A 14,733-nucleotide genomic window follows, 5' to 3' on the forward strand; every position below is an offset into this window, starting at 1 on the left:
ATCTAAGGAAAGTATGAACAATAGAATTTTTGTTGAAGCGAAACCAGAGTATCAAACAAAAGCGACCCTTCTGTTCGATGAGTTAACCCGCGTACTTGATGTTACGACCCTAAAGTCGGTTCGAGTGATTGCACTCTATGATCTGTTTAAGTTTGAGGATGAACTCTCAGCGGGCACGATCAAAAATGCGCTTCACACCGAGCTGATTGAAACGGTATTAGATGAAGAAGTGTTGTTTAAAGAGCTCGAGGCGCACCCATCGATCTGTATCGAGAGCCTACCCGGTCAATACGATCAGCGTGCGGATTCTCTCCAAGAGACACTCTATTTAGAAGGCGCGTCACGGGAGGCAAAACTCTCCACTGCAACGCTCTATCTCTTTAATGAGGACTTAAGCGATGAAGATCTGAAAACGATCCAAAATTATCTCTTCAATCCCATCGATACGCGCTTAAAAGATCCGAAAAAACCGGTGAATCCGATGCGCTATGTCGATAGCCGTGAGCCTGAAGCAGTCCCTTCTGTGAAGGATTTCATTCACATGACCCGCAGTAAATTGATTGAATACCGTCTCCACGGCGGTTTAGCGATGGAACTTGCGGATCTTGAATTTATTCAAAAATATTTCCGCGATGTTGAAAAACGTAATCCGACCGAAACGGAAATTTTAGTGCTCGATACCTACTGGTCAGATCACTGCCGTCACACTACATTTGAAACGGCGCTCACCAGCATCACCTTTGAAAAAAGCCAATTCCAAGAGCAAATTCAAGAGGCGTACGATACTTATCGAGCGCTTCGCGAGAAAACGAATCGTTTAGAAAAACCTGAAACCTTAATGGATATGGGAACGATTTTTGGCCGTTATCAACGTCAAACCGGCGAGCTTGCGGATATGGAAATCTCCGATGAGGTCAACGCGTGTAGCGTTAAGATCGATGTGGATGTCGATGGCAAAATCGAGCCTTGGTTATTAATGTTTAAAAACGAAACGCACAATCACCCAACGGAGATCGAGCCTTTTGGCGGCGCGTCTACCTGTGTTGGCGGTGCGATTCGTGACCCGCTTTCGGGCCGAGCATTTGTTTATCAAGCGATGCGTATTACTGGCGCTGCGGATATTTTACAGCCCGTTAATGAAACCCTTGAAAATAAATTGCCACAGCGCAAAATCACTTTAGATGCATCGCGCGGTAACAGTAGCTACGGTAATCAAATCGGCTCAACAACGGCATTTGTTAAAGAATTTTTCCACCCGGGCTTTGCGGCAAAACGCATGGAGCTTGGGGCAGTCGTAGGCGCTGTGCCTGAAAATCAAGTGGTGCGTGAAAACCCCATTCCTGGTGATATCGTCATTATGCTTGGCGGTAAAACAGGCCGTGATGGCGTTGGTGGTGCAACGGGTTCATCTCAAGTGCAGACGGCAAGCTCGATCGAAACGGCAGGATCAGAGGTTCAAAAAGGCTCGCCTGTTGAAGAGCGTAAAATTGTGCGCCTCTTTAGAAAACCGGAAGTGACCAAACTGATTAAAAAATCGAACGACTTTGGCGCTGGCGGCGTGAGCGTTGCGATTGGTGAGTTGGCTGATGGTGTTGATGTCAATCTTGATGTGGTGCCGACTAAATACGCAGGCCTTAACGGAACGGAACTCGCGATCTCTGAATCGCAAGAGCGTATGGCCGTTGTGGTTGCTGCAAGCGGTGCGGATACCTTTATCCAATATTGTGAAGAAGAATCGATCGAAGCGGTGAAAGTTGCAAAAGTGACAGAGCTTCCTCGTCTTGTGATTCGTTGGAAAGGGCAAAAGATCGTCGATATTGCCCGTGAATTCTTAGATACCAATGGGATTCGTAAGGAAAATGAAGCGGTGATTGTCGATTCAGATCTTCCATCGCCTCTTTTACTGCGCACCGTGGTAGACGATAATGAGAAAACGTGGGTATCGCTGATGAAGCAATATGCACACGCTTCACAAAAAGGGCTTCAATCGAAATTTGATTTCTCGCTTGGCCGTTCAACCGTACTTGCGCCTTATGGTGGTAAGTATCAGATGACGCAAGCAGAAAGTTCGGTCCAAAAAATTCAAACCATGAGCGGAGAAACCAATACGGTATCGATTATCGCTCACGGCTATAACCCTTATATTGGCGAATGGTCTCCCTTCCACGGGGCATCCTACGCGGTGATCGAATCGGTGGCGCGCATTGTGGCAACCGGTGCTGATTGGACGCGCGTTCGCTTAACGTTCCAAGAATATTTTGAGCGTTTAGACAACATTCCAGAGAAATTTGGTAAGCCAGTTGCGGCGCTTTTAGGATCAATTCAAGCACAAAAAATGTTTAACCTTCCATCGATTGGCGGGAAAGACAGCATGAGCGGCACCTTTAATGATATTGATGTACCGCCAACGCTCGTTTCATTTGCGGTTACCTCTAGCCAGGTTGATCGAATTCTATCACCAGAATTTAAAGCAAGCGGTGAGTATATCTATCTCTTACCGGTGGCAGAATGTGCAACGAACACCATAAATTACGCTGAGATTTTACGCAACTTTGAGACCTTTGAATCGGTGCGTAATGAGTACGGCATTACCGCGGCAAGCTCGGTGCGTCAAGGTGGGGTGGCGGAAGTATTAGCGACCATGAGCTTTGGTAATCGCATCGGCATTAGCTTAGAAAATATCGATTCCCGCGATCTTTTCAGACCGCAATACGGTGCATTTGTCATTACGACGAAAAAACCGCTGCCAGAGTCGGATCGTTACATCAATATCGGAACGACCCGCAGCGAATATCATGTGGAATATCAAGATAAAGTGATCTTAGGGTCAACGCTTGAAGCGGCCTATACCGGTAAATTTGAATCGGTGTTTGGCGATGTGAATTCAATCGTTTACTCAAAAGAGGATCAGAGCCTTGAAACGGTTAAAGATGAGACGGTTAAAGGCGTTAAACTTGCCGATGCGGCGCGTGTTTTCATTCCTGTATTCCCCGGCACTCACAGCGAATACGATAGTGCAAAAGCCTTTGAAAAAGCGGGCGCTGAAGTGGTGGTTAAACCCTTTAGAATGCTCACAGAAGCGATGATTGAAGAATCCATTGATGAGATGGTTGCCGAGCTTAAAAAAGCCAATATCTTCATGCTCGCAAGCGGGTTTATCAGCACTGATGAGCCAATGAATGCAGGTATCGCGACAACGATTTTAGAAAATGCGAAAGTAAAACAAGCGGTCACTCGGTTTATCGCACGTGGCGGCCTGATTTTAGGCTTAAATGGCGGTATGAGTGCGCTCATTAATACCGGTCTACTTCCATTTGGTGAGTATAAAAAAGCAGGCTTAACTATGGCGCTAAACCAAGGTGGCGAGCTTATCTCCGCGCTTCGTCAAATGAAGATTGTTAACCGCGCATCGGCTTGGTTAAATACCATTAAAACCGGCGATCTTTACACCGTGCCATTTGCGACACAATACGGCCGTTTAACTGGTGATCAAGCATTAATTGAAACCTTGATTGCAAACGGACAAGTGGTGTCACAATGGGTCGATGGAAAAGGCAATGCAATCGACTCAGAAGAGGCCAATATCTCAGGCTCAACGCACAATATCGATGGACTCACATCTCCTAATGGCCAAATTTTAGGGCTGATGGGGAATGTCGATCGCTATGAATCAGGATTATTTATTAACATTGCAGGCAACAAAGCGCTTCCGATTTTCGAGAGTGCCGTTCAGTTCGTAACAGGACAATTTAACTAAAGGTTAGGGGACACATCATGGCAACATTATTATATGAAGGCAAAGCAAAACAGATCTACACCGCAGAGAATGATAATGAAGTAATCATTCACTACAAAGATGATGCAACCGCAGGTAACGGCGCGAAAAAAGCACAATTTAACGATAAAGGCGTGATGAACGCGGAAATCTCTACCATGATCTTCCAATATCTTGAAGAAAATGGCATCGAGACCCACTTTATCGAGCAAATTAACGATCGTGACGTGCGTTGCCAAAAGATCGATATCATCTTATTAGAAGTAATCGCGCGTAACGTTGCGACCGGTTCGCTCACAAAACGCATCGGCATTGCAGAAGGTACAAAACTCAATCCTTCGATCTATGAGCTCTGCTATAAAAAAGATGAGTTTAACGATCCATTAATCAATAACGATCATGCCTTAGCGCTCGGTTTAGCAACGCAAGAAGAGTTAGATGTGATCTACTCGGAAGTGGCGAAAATTAATGGTCTCTTACAAAAACTTTTTGCAGAGATTGGCATTACGCTCGTGGACTTTAAAGTTGAGTTTGGCCGAAATCCGGACGGTAAAGTGGTACTTGCGGACGAAATTAGCCCCGATACCTGCCGTTTATGGGATGCGAAAACTGATGATAAACTCGATAAAGATCGCTTCCGTCAAGATCTTGGAAATGTGATGGACGCGTATCGCGAAATTCACCGACGCTTAAAAGCGAGAGGCGCAAACTAATGTTTGATCGAGGATTAAATGAAGAGTGTGGTGTGTTCGCTGTGATCGGCAACGAACGTGCTGCCTCATTGACTTACTATGGCCTCCATGCGCTTCAGCATCGGGGGCAGGAAAGTGCCGGGATTACGGTGCTTTCAGACGATAATAAATTCCTTACGCATAAAGGCGAGGGCCTGGTGACGGAGGTATTTGAAGATCGGCGCCATCTTAAAAAATTGATCGGTTCACACGCGATTGGCCATGTGCGCTATCCGGTAACCGGCGCGGAAGGCCCGGCAAATGTGCAACCCATCAATTTAACCGCGACAACGGAAAAGATCTCCATTGCTTATAACGGCGCGCTTATTAATGCAGAGCAGATTAAAACGACGCTCGAATCGGAAGGATCGATCTTTCACGCCTCGGGCGATGCGGAGATTATCGGGCATATTTTACGTCGTAAAAAAGGGAGCTTTGTTGATCGTCTTAAAGAGTCTTTATTAGAGATTGATGGCGCTTTCTGTTATGTGCTCTTGCACGATAGTGGCGTTTACGTTGCCCGTGATCGTTACGGCATTCGTCCGCTTTCGATCGGTAAACTCTCAGATGGCGGTTATGTCTTTTCATCAGAAACTTGTGCGCTTAATATCGTCGGGGCGACGTTCCTTCGGGATGTTGAGCCAGGCGAAGTGGTCTATGTTGAAAATGGCAAGCTTGTCTCGGAATTTTATACCGATGAGACGACCCACGCGATGTGCATGATGGAGTATATCTACTTTAGCCGTCCCGATAGTGACATTGTTGAGCGCAACGTCCATAGTGTGCGTAAGCGTTCAGGAATTGAGCTTTTCAAAGAGACACACGTTGATGCCGATATCGTCATTGGTGTGCCGGATTCTTCTATCTCAGCGGCCAACGGTTATGCCGAAGCGGCGAAGCTTCCCAACGAGATGGGCCTGATTAAAAATCGTTATATTGGGCGTACCTTTATTGCGCCAAACCAAGCGATGCGCGAGCAGGGCGTTCGAATGAAGATCTCGGCGATTCCTTCGATTGTGAAAGATAAACGCGTGATCTTAATTGACGACTCCATCGTGCGCGGCACAACGAGTAAACGAATTGTGAGCCTACTGCGTGAAGCGGGTGCTAAAGAGATTCACATGCGAATTTCTTCTCCGCCGATTAAATATCCATGCTTTTACGGCGTTGATACCACCGTGATCGATGATCTGATGGCGCACCAGCTCTCCATTGAAGAGATGAGACGTCATATCGGTGCTGATACACTCGCGTTTTTAAGCGATGAAGGTATGATTAAATCGGTTGGACTTGATGAGAGTTATGGCGATAATTGTGGCCACTGTATGGCCTGTTTTACAGGTAAATACCCCACAAAATTATATGATGCGGTTGAAGACGCAAATCATTAAAGGATTGTAAAATGAGTGATGCATATAAAAAAGCAGGCGTAAACTTAGAAGCAGGCTATGAGTCTGTTGAGCGAATTAAAAAGCACGTGGCTTCCACCATGCGCCGCGGTGCGATGGACATTTTTGGTGATTTTGGTGGATCGTTCGATCTCTCTGAGCTCGGTTATGAAAAACCGGTATTAGTCTCCGGAACCGATGGCGTTGGTACAAAATTAAAACTCGCCTTTATCACTGATATTCACGATACGATCGGCATTGATGCCGTGGCGATGTGTGTTAATGATATTTTAACCCAAGGCGCCGAACCGCTCTATTTCCTCGATTATATTGCGTGTGGATCGAATAATCCTGCACAGATCGAAGCGATTGTGAAAGGTGTTTCTGATGGCTGTAGACAGTCCGATATGGCGCTTTTAGGCGGTGAAACGGCGGAGATGCCCGGATTTTATCAAGAAGGTGAATACGATATCGCCGGCTTTGCAGTGGGTGTGGTTGAAAAAGATAAACGTATCACAAAAGCAAATGTGAAAGAGGGCGATTTAATCATCGGCCTTCCATCAACCGGCGTTCACAGTAATGGCTTTTCACTTGTGCGTCATATTGTAAAAGAGCATGATCTTGATTACGGCAAAACCTACGCAGGCTTTGATAAACCCCTTGGTGAGGTGCTACTTGCGCCAACCGCGATCTATGTGAAAGAGGTATTAAATCTTCTTAAATCGGTGAAGGTTAATGCAATGGCGCACATTACCGGTGGCGGATTTTACGAAAACGTTCCCAGAATGTTGCCTGAAGGTCTCGGCGCTAAATTTACCGCGAGCAGTTGGGAGATTCCTCAAGTTTTCACCTTCTTACAAGAGACGGCGGGCATTTCGCTTGAAGAGATGTTTAACGTCTTCAATATGGGTGTTGGCTATATGATTGTGATCGACCCAAGTGAGAAAGAAAACGCGCTTAAACTCCTTCCTGAAGGACGTCTGATTGGTGAGATTACCGCATCAGGTAAGGTTGAACTATGAAACAGTTAGCCATTTTTGCCTCAGGAACCGGATCTAATTTTGATGCGATTGTAAAATCGATCAATTATGGCGAAATTCCGGCAAAAGCCGTGCTACTTGTCTGCGATAAAGTGGGCGCACCGGTGATTGAAAAAGCCAAAGCACAAGGGATCGAAACCTTTGTGTTTACCGCAAAAGAGTTCGCTTCAAAAGAGGCCTATGAGACTGAAATTTTAGCGGCGCTTAAAAAACACAAGGTGGAATGGATCGCTCTAGCAGGTTATATGCGCTTAATTGGCGATACGCTTTTAAACGCCTATGAAGGGCATATTATCAACGTTCATCCATCGCTGTTACCTAAATATAAAGGGAAAGATGCGATTGAGCGGGCTTTTGAAGCGGGCGACAAAACCATCGGAATTACCATCCATTATGTGGATTCTGGCATGGATACCGGTGAAATTATTGCGCAAGAATCGATCGAATTGACGGGTGATGAGTCGTTGGAGGATGTAACTCAAAAAATTCATCAGGTAGAACATAAATTATATCCACAAACCTTAGCAAAATTATTGAAACAATAAAGGAAGAAGGTCCAATGAAAAAAAGACGTGCTTTATTAAGTGTAAGTGATAAATCAGGGATTACCGAATTTGCCCAATCACTCGTAGAGTTAGGCTTTGAGCTGATCTCAACGGGCGGTACTAAAAAAGCGATTGCAGACGCGGGCATTGCGGTGAAAGATATCTCTGATATCACAGGCTTCCCGGAAATTATGGATGGACGCGTTAAAACGCTTCACCCCATGGTTCACGGTGGCTTGCTATCGGTACGTGGAAATGATTCACACACCAAACAGATGACCGATAATGGCATCGAATATATCGACATGGTGGTGGTGAACCTCTATCCTTTCAAAGAGACGGTTTCTAAGCCAAATGTGCAATATAAAGACGCCATTGAAAACATCGATATCGGTGGGCCTTCAATGCTTCGTAGCGCGGCGAAAAATCATGATGCAGTGACAGTGATTACCGATCCTGCGGACTATGAAGTGGTGCTAAAAGAACTCAAAGAAAATGGCGACACTACCTTTGCAACGCGTCAACGTTTAGCGCTTAAAGTCTATCAAACAACTGCCGCTTATGATGCGCTCATTGCGAGCTATTTTGCTGAGCAACTTGGTGATGAGTTCCCTGAGAAATTAACGCTAACTTTTGAAAAACAGCAATCGCTTCGATATGGTGAAAACCCGCATCAAAATGCGGCATTCTATCGCACACCGCTTGCGGAAAATAACTCACTTGCGTTTGCAAAACAGCTTCACGGTAAAGAGCTTTCGTACAACAATATTCAAGACGCGAATGCCGCGGTGAATATTATGCTTGAGTTTAAAGAGCCGGTGGTGGTTGCGGTAAAACATATGAATCCGTGTGGCGTTGGTCTTGGCGATACGCTAGAAGAGGCGTGGGATAAGGCCTATGAAGCCGATTCGACCTCAATCTTTGGCGGGATTATCGCAACAAACCAAGTGGTCGATGCGGCAACGGCGAAGAAAATGAGTGAGATCTTCCTTGAGATCATTTTAGCGCCAGGCTTTACCGATGAAGCGCGCGACATTCTTCAAGCGAAGAAAAATATCCGTCTTCTCGAAAATCCTGTGATTGAAGGAGCGAAAGAGGGCAAGCTCACAACCACAGCCGTAAATGGCGGACTATTAGTTCAAGAGCTCGATCGCGAAGTGATCGATGTGAATGATTTTGAAATCGTGACCGAACGCAAACCGACCGAAGAAGAGATGAAAGCGCTTCTCTTTGCTTGGAAAGTGGTGAAACACGTTAAATCAAATGCGATTGTGGTGGCAAAAGAAGGTCAAACCTTAGGGGTTGGCGCAGGTCAGATGAACCGCGTTGGCGCAGCGCAGATCGCTTTTGATCAAGCCGGTGAGAAAGCGCAAGGCCAAGTCTTAAGTTCAGATGCTTTCTTCCCAATGCCTGATACACTCGAAAATGCAGCGAAAGCGGGCATTAAAGCGGTGATTCAGCCAGGCGGATCGATTCGTGACCAAGACTCAATCGACGTTGCCAATCAATACGGCATCGCCATGGTCTTCACGAAAAAGCGTCACTTTAAGCATTAATTGATGATAAAGAGCGCGGCTAATTGAGGTCGCGCTTTTTTATAAAAAGAGCAAAATTTATTAAAAAGAGAGCGCTATCGCTAAGTGTCTCTCTTTTTACCTCTTTACTCGTAAAATAGTGAGGGTTATTTATGAAAGTTTTAGTAATTGGTAAAGGCGGGCGTGAGCATGCGCTTGCGTGGAAATCAAAGCAGAGTGCGCTCGTATCTGAGGTGTTTGTTGCGCCCGGAAATCCCGGCATGACCGATGTGGCAACGCTCGTGGATATTGGAGAAACTGAGCCGAAAAAGTTAGCACTTTGGGCGAAAGCAAATGATATTGGATTAACCATTATTGGCCCTGAAGCGAGTTTAGTGGCGGGCGTTGCCGATGAATTTATCAAGCACGATCTTTTAGTATGGGGTCCGACGGCAGCCGCGGCTGAAATCGAGGGCAGTAAAGATTTCTCTAAACGCATGATGGTGAAATATGGTGCACCGACAGCGCACTCTGAGAGCTTTACTGATGCCGCAAAAGCGAAAGCTTACGTGGACGAGATTGGTCTTCCGCTTGTAATTAAAGCCGATGGTTTAGCGGCGGGGAAAGGCGTTGTAATTCCTGAGACGATCGAAGAGGCGAAAGCAACGATCGATGACATGCTTGAGGGAAATCTTTTTGGCGATGCCGGCTCGCGTCTTTTAATTGAAGAGATGCTCGTGGGTGAAGAATTTTCATTGATGACCTTTGTCCATAATGGGCATGTGATTCCGATGGTGATGGCGCAAGATCATAAGCGTGCATACGATAATGATGAAGGGCCAAATACCGGCGGAATGGGGGCGTACGCGCCAATCTTTGATGCTAAAAGTGATGAAGTGCAGGGCGCGCTAAAATCGATTATGCAACCGATCGTCGATGGTATGACAAAAGAAGGGCGTCCTTATACAGGTTTTCTCTATGGCGGGCTTTTCAAAACCGATGAAGGATTCAAAGTAATTGAATTTAATGCGCGTTTTGGTGACCCCGAAGCGCAGGTGATTTTGCCACTGTTAGAGTCTGACTTTATTGAAGTATTAATGACGCTTCTCACAAAAGATGAAGTGCCTGAGCTTAAGTGGAGTTCTGATTTTGCGGTCGGCGTTGTGCTCGCATCGGAAGGGTATCCTGAAAACCCGAATACAGGTCATCCATTAAAACGGATCGAGCCTGCGGATAATTCCTTTGTCTTTTATGCCGGGGTGAAAGAGGAAGAGGGAGTTCTCCTGAGTAATGGCGGGCGTATTTTGCTCGCGGTATCAATCGCGCCGACCTTCAAAGACGCCCAAGCGCGCGTGTATGAAACGATGAAAGAGCTCGAAGTACCGTATACTTTCTATCGCTCGGACATTGGCCATCGTCAAATTGCTCGTGAAGAAGCAAAATAGTGAATCATTTAGATATTAGTTGAAAGACACATAAGGCCTCTTTTTCTTCATGATTAAGAGGCTTTTTTATAGAACTACTTTATTGAATTATTCTATTGGATTTAACGCACTAAACGATTAATTATCCACGCTTTAATACGAGTGGTAAAGGGCAGTTTAGCCTGCTTGATGACGCTGATAAGATTGCCCCATATAGGGCTTAATTGAGTCTTAATTTGTAACCGCAGCGGACGATTAAAAAGGTGTGCCCAATAATAATGAATGATGACTGCCGCGTGAGTTTGTAAGCGCGAAGCGATAATCGGATGGAGGATTTTTCCGCGAGCACTATTGCGAGAAAGATGAGTTTGCAAAAACAGAATGTTTTCAAAGCCCGTTAGATGACTTTTAAACTCCTCTTCTGGTGTGATTGAGATTGAAGCATCTAGGCTATAGAGGATTTTATTTTTGCTTCCGCTATGACTATGCGAGCAGAGACCAAAGGTCACCTCATCGGAGGCGCTATAGAGCAGAATAAATTGCTCCCAAGCACTTTGTAAACTATGATCGGTACCCCCTCTAAATTGATCCGCATAGCTTTCCCAAACCTTTAAAAGAGAATGGCGTTCAAGCAGCAATCTCGGAAAGAGGTGAGGAATGCTTTCAAAGCGGGCAAGATAGTCGGGAAGAAAGAGAGGCTGATCTTGAGCATTATTATGAGCCTTGGCATCAGTCTCCGTCAATTTTTCAGGATAAGCGCCGAGCGGATGGCATTGAAAGGGTGCATCGGTTAGTGATGTGTGGTGCGTGAGTGCAAAATCGCCAACGCTTTCTAAATACTCAGGATAGAGTTGATCCCCACTTTGGAGGACAATGAGATACTCCCCGAGAAACTGCTCTAAAAAGGAGAAGAGCGAGGCTTTTTTGGTAAAACGTGAGGCATTGGGATTGGCGAGAATGAGTTCAGTAGAGGTGTTTTTATTGTCCTCTTTGTCACTCTCTTTATTGCTAGCTCTGTTGGCGAGGAGCTCGCTAGGGAAAATAAAACGAGGATCGTCGAATAGAGCTTCGAAATAAGGGTCATCAAAAAAGCCATCAAACTCTGAGGGATTATTGGTTTGATCTTGGTGAGCCTCTTCTAGATCAGGCAATAAAAAAGGCGCTTCAATCAGGCATTCCCAGTTACTGTAATGCTGCATGGTGACCGAATTAATGGTGCGTTTTAATCGCTTTAAATCGGGCGTTTTGGCAAGAATTACAATGGAGATTAAGGGGTGAGTCTGATACATAAGCGCCTCGTAATATGCATGAAATTTAGCGGATGATGTTGGCTAAGCCCTCCGCTTCTTTACGGCAAACTGCTTCATCCATACCCTCGACCATCACGCGTACGAGCGGCTCTGTACCCGATGGGCGAATTAAGACGCGGCCTTCGGTTTTAAGACGATTTTCTGTTGCCGAAATGGCCTCTTGAAGCGCGTCCGTATTCCACTCTTTTGAGCGATCGATCGGAACATTGACCATCACTTGAACGCTTCTCGGAATGGAGGCTTTTACGCTCGCAAAATCGGTTCCGAGTTCGTGGACTGCTTTAAGCGCTTGGAGCGCCGCAATAATGCCATCGCCGGTGGTGTGTTTATCAAGGCAGAGAATGTGGCCAGAGTTTTCACCGCCGAGGGTAAGGTTGTTTTTCTTCAACTCTTCGAGAACATAGCGGTCACCAACATTTGCACGAATAAGATCAATGCCTTTTGCTTTAAGCGCCGATTCAAAACCGAGATTACTCATAATGGTACCAACGATTGCTTTTTCCTGACGGTGAAGCGCTAAGAGATAGAGAATATCGTCGCCATCAAAAAGATTGCCGTGCTGATCGACAATCACTAAACGGTCGCCATCGCCATCAAAGGCAATTCCGCAATCTGCTTTCTCTTCGAGCACCTTATCAATAAGCGCTTGCGGTGAGGTAGAACCGACATTTTTATTGATGTTAAAGCCATTCGGTTCAACGCCGATCGTAATCACCTCTGCACCCATCTCTTTAAAGACGTTCGGCGCGATGTGATAGGTCGCTCCATTTGCACAATCGAGGACAATTTTTATCCCTTTTAGTGAAAGGCGCTGTGCGGTACTTTTACAAAATTCGATATAACGGCCGGGCGCGTCATTAATGCGGCGCACACGTCCAATTTTTTCGGAAGGAGCGGAGGTCATCTCACCATCTAAAATCGCTTCGATTTTAAGTTCGATGGAATCATCGAGTTTTAGGCCATGTTCGTTAAAAAACTTGATCCCATTATCGTAATAGGGGTTGTGTGAGGCAGATACCACGCACCCGGCGACCGTATCTAGCGTGCTCGTTAAATAGGCAATTCCGGGAGTGGGCATCGGGCCAATGAGAGCAACGCCAACGCCGGCGTAGGTCAATCCTGCTTCAAGTGCGGACTCGAACATATAGCTTGAAATTCGGGTATCTTTTCCGATTAAGACACGTGTGCCTTCGTCGGCTAATATGCGTCCCATCGCATAGCCTAAACGTAAAACGAAATCGGGAGTCATTGGGTAAACGCCTGCTTTTCCGCGTACGCCGTCGGTACCAAAATATTTTCTCATTATTTTTTCCTTCTGATTTTGATCGAGCTCGTATTACTCGGAGAACCTCTACGGGATAATGGTAAGCGATTTTACCATTCTTTCGCTGATTTAGATTAAAAACTGTTACAATAGTGAGATCGGCTCGCGCAAGAGCCATCTAAAAGCGAAATCATACCATTTACATATCATGTCATAAATTTGATGGAGAGCAGGAGAAGATTTTATGAAGCGTATTAGCATCTTTGGTGGAACAGGATATTTAGGGACGGTTTTAACGACACTTTTAGCAAAAAAAGGGCACCACATTACGCTCTTCTCACGTCGTAAAAATGTTCAAACAAGTGCTTCATGCATTCCGAACGTAAAATGCGTTCCGAAAGCCAATATGGATAATCTAGAGATGATCAAACGTGAGCTTAAAGGCTCCGATATCGTGATCAATCTGATGGGCACATGGGATAATAATAAAAAACGCGCCGATGTCACCCATCATCAATTTCCCGTAGCCATTTATGAGCTTTGCCATGAAGTGGGCGTGCAAAAAATGATCCATTTCAGTGCCCTTGGTGCAGAAAAAGAGAGTAATAGTACTTTCTTTAACTCAAAACGCCGCGGTGATGAAGCGCTTCTCAATCGCTCAAAAGAGCTGAAAGTCGATTTAACCATCGTGCGTCCATCGCTCGTGCTCGGGCATGAAGATCCCTTTAGCTATAAAGTTTCGTGCTTTATTGATCTGCTTCCGGTGTTTCCACTTCCAATGCACGATGCAACGGTTCAGCCGGTGGTGATCGATGATTTGATGAAAGCGACCGAGCTTTTAATTAAGCATTCGTGCGATCAAACCGTGATTGATATCGCGGGCGCAAAAACTTATTCGCTCTTTGATCTTGTGACGCTGATGGCGAAAAACTTACAAGGCACCGATAAAGGCATCGTGCGTTATCCAAACTTTTTAACCTCGCTCTACGTCAATCTATTTGGTTGGGTCTGGGGCTCGCCGATTAATAAAAATCATTACCTTGCGTCGCGAATTCCGAGCACTACCGAAAAGAATGATCTACCGCGTCTAGGCATTGAGCCGACCCGTCTTGAGACTCTTTTCCCTCATGAGCTTGAGTTTAAAGTCTACGACAAATATAATTTCGATCGTTCAATCGCAAGACGTTAAGGAAAACGGACGAAAGTATGTTAACAGTTAGCTATAAAATTTTAGATAAGCGCCTTGGAAGTGACTTTCCGCTTCCAAGCTACGCCACCGCAGGATCGGCAGGGCTTGATCTTCGTGCAATGCTCGATGAGCCTATGGTTTTAAATCCCGGTGAAAGCCAAATGGTCAAAACAGGGATTGCGATCTACTTAAAAGACCCAAATTACGCGGCGCAAGTATTACCACGTTCAGGGCTTGGGGTAAAACATGGCATCGTGCTCGGAAATCTCGTGGGTTTAATCGATGCGGATTATCAAGGCGAGTTAATGGTATCGCTGTGGAATCGTAGCGATAAACCGTTTACCGTTGAGATCGGTGAGCGCATTGCGCAGATGATTATCGTTCCGGTGATTCAAGCGAATTTTGAAGAAGTGGATGAATTTGAAGAGAGCGAGCGCGGTGCCGGAGGATTTGGGCATACCGGTCGCCAATAATCTGCCTTCATATAGAAATCAGCGCGCATTAATTAAGCGTGCGTCAATAGTCGATCAATCGTCTCGAAAGGGGCGATTGA

General features: G+C 45.7%; 11 protein-coding genes. 9 read left to right on the forward strand and 2 right to left on the reverse strand.

Annotation, left to right across the window (positions count from 1 at the left end; translation table 11 throughout):
* The first annotated feature begins 13 nt into the window (after positions 1-13).
* From OXI21_RS07615 to purD, 7 genes are all read left to right on the forward strand, one after another.
* Positions 14-3,757: a phosphoribosylformylglycinamidine synthase gene (locus OXI21_RS07615; protein WP_279618966.1), complete on the forward strand. Its 3,744-nt coding sequence runs from the start codon at positions 14-16 to the stop codon at positions 3,755-3,757.
* Between the two features lie 17 nt (positions 3,758-3,774).
* On the forward strand, positions 3,775-4,488 hold the full coding sequence (gene purC / locus OXI21_RS07620; protein WP_279618967.1) for a phosphoribosylaminoimidazolesuccinocarboxamide synthase: 714 nt from the start codon (positions 3,775-3,777) through the stop codon (positions 4,486-4,488).
* The gene (gene purF, locus OXI21_RS07625; RefSeq protein ID WP_279618968.1) at positions 4,488-5,897 is read left to right on the forward strand and encodes an amidophosphoribosyltransferase; all 1,410 of its coding nucleotides are present in this window, start codon (positions 4,488-4,490) and stop codon (positions 5,895-5,897) included. Before purC ends, purF begins: the two co-directional genes overlap by 1 nt.
* A gap of 11 nt (positions 5,898-5,908) precedes the next feature.
* Complete coding sequence (purM, locus tag OXI21_RS07630; RefSeq protein ID WP_279618969.1) at positions 5,909-6,916, forward strand: phosphoribosylformylglycinamidine cyclo-ligase; 1,008 nt, start codon at positions 5,909-5,911, stop codon at positions 6,914-6,916.
* Positions 6,913-7,479: a phosphoribosylglycinamide formyltransferase gene (gene purN, locus OXI21_RS07635; RefSeq protein WP_279618970.1), complete on the forward strand. Its 567-nt coding sequence runs from the start codon at positions 6,913-6,915 to the stop codon at positions 7,477-7,479. The genes purM and purN overlap by 4 nt, the downstream gene beginning before the upstream one ends.
* A 14-nt stretch (positions 7,480-7,493) precedes the next feature.
* On the forward strand, positions 7,494-9,035 hold the full coding sequence (gene purH, locus OXI21_RS07640; protein ID WP_279618971.1) for a bifunctional phosphoribosylaminoimidazolecarboxamide formyltransferase/IMP cyclohydrolase: 1,542 nt from the start codon (positions 7,494-7,496) through the stop codon (positions 9,033-9,035).
* 131 nt (positions 9,036-9,166) lie between these two features.
* Positions 9,167-10,438, forward strand: coding sequence for a phosphoribosylamine--glycine ligase (gene purD / locus OXI21_RS07645; protein ID WP_279618972.1), 1,272 nt, complete (start codon positions 9,167-9,169; stop codon positions 10,436-10,438).
* A 101-nt stretch (positions 10,439-10,539) separates the two neighbouring features.
* Here the strand turns inward: purD and OXI21_RS07650 are convergent, their stop codons facing one another.
* Both OXI21_RS07650 and glmM read right to left on the reverse strand, forming a co-directional pair.
* A complete protein-coding gene (locus OXI21_RS07650) occupies positions 10,540-11,706 on the reverse strand; it encodes a hypothetical protein (protein ID WP_279618973.1) in 1,167 nt (388 codons plus the stop codon).
* A 25-nt stretch (positions 11,707-11,731) separates the two neighbouring features.
* The gene (gene glmM / locus OXI21_RS07655) at positions 11,732-13,030 is read right to left on the reverse strand and encodes a phosphoglucosamine mutase (protein WP_279618974.1); all 1,299 of its coding nucleotides are present in this window, start codon (positions 13,028-13,030) and stop codon (positions 11,732-11,734) included.
* 205 nt (positions 13,031-13,235) lie between these two features.
* On the opposite strand from glmM, the gene OXI21_RS07660 reads away from it, so the two are divergent.
* Both OXI21_RS07660 and dut read left to right on the forward strand, forming a co-directional pair.
* Positions 13,236-14,180: an NAD-dependent epimerase/dehydratase family protein gene (locus OXI21_RS07660; protein ID WP_279618975.1), complete on the forward strand. Its 945-nt coding sequence runs from the start codon at positions 13,236-13,238 to the stop codon at positions 14,178-14,180.
* 17 nt (positions 14,181-14,197) lie between these two features.
* On the forward strand, positions 14,198-14,653 hold the full coding sequence (gene dut / locus OXI21_RS07665; RefSeq protein ID WP_279618976.1) for a dUTP diphosphatase: 456 nt from the start codon (positions 14,198-14,200) through the stop codon (positions 14,651-14,653).
* Positions 14,654-14,733: the final 80 nt, after the last annotated feature.

The organism is Ignatzschineria sp. RMDPL8A, assembly GCF_029815055.1.
Lineage (GTDB): Bacteria > Pseudomonadota > Gammaproteobacteria > Cardiobacteriales > Wohlfahrtiimonadaceae > CALZBJ01.

What these genes read in the sequence shown, in the direction of transcription:
- OXI21_RS07615 (WP_279618966.1), top strand. Translation starts at nt 14, where the DNA reads ATGAACAATAGAATTTTTGTTGAAGCGAAACCAGAGTATCAAACAAAA.
- purC (WP_279618967.1), top strand. Translation starts at nt 3,775, where the DNA reads ATGGCAACATTATTATATGAAGGCAAAGCAAAACAGATCTACACCGCA.
- purF (WP_279618968.1), top strand. Translation starts at nt 4,488, where the DNA reads ATGTTTGATCGAGGATTAAATGAAGAGTGTGGTGTGTTCGCTGTGATC.
- purM (WP_279618969.1), top strand. Translation starts at nt 5,909, where the DNA reads ATGAGTGATGCATATAAAAAAGCAGGCGTAAACTTAGAAGCAGGCTAT.
- purN (WP_279618970.1), top strand. Translation starts at nt 6,913, where the DNA reads ATGAAACAGTTAGCCATTTTTGCCTCAGGAACCGGATCTAATTTTGAT.
- purH (WP_279618971.1), top strand. Translation starts at nt 7,494, where the DNA reads ATGAAAAAAAGACGTGCTTTATTAAGTGTAAGTGATAAATCAGGGATT.
- purD (WP_279618972.1), top strand. Translation starts at nt 9,167, where the DNA reads ATGAAAGTTTTAGTAATTGGTAAAGGCGGGCGTGAGCATGCGCTTGCG.
- OXI21_RS07650 (WP_279618973.1), bottom strand. Translation starts at nt 11,706, where the DNA reads ATGTATCAGACTCACCCCTTAATCTCCATTGTAATTCTTGCCAAAACG.
- glmM (WP_279618974.1), bottom strand. Translation starts at nt 13,030, where the DNA reads ATGAGAAAATATTTTGGTACCGACGGCGTACGCGGAAAAGCAGGCGTT.
- OXI21_RS07660 (WP_279618975.1), top strand. Translation starts at nt 13,236, where the DNA reads ATGAAGCGTATTAGCATCTTTGGTGGAACAGGATATTTAGGGACGGTT.
- dut (WP_279618976.1), top strand. Translation starts at nt 14,198, where the DNA reads ATGTTAACAGTTAGCTATAAAATTTTAGATAAGCGCCTTGGAAGTGAC.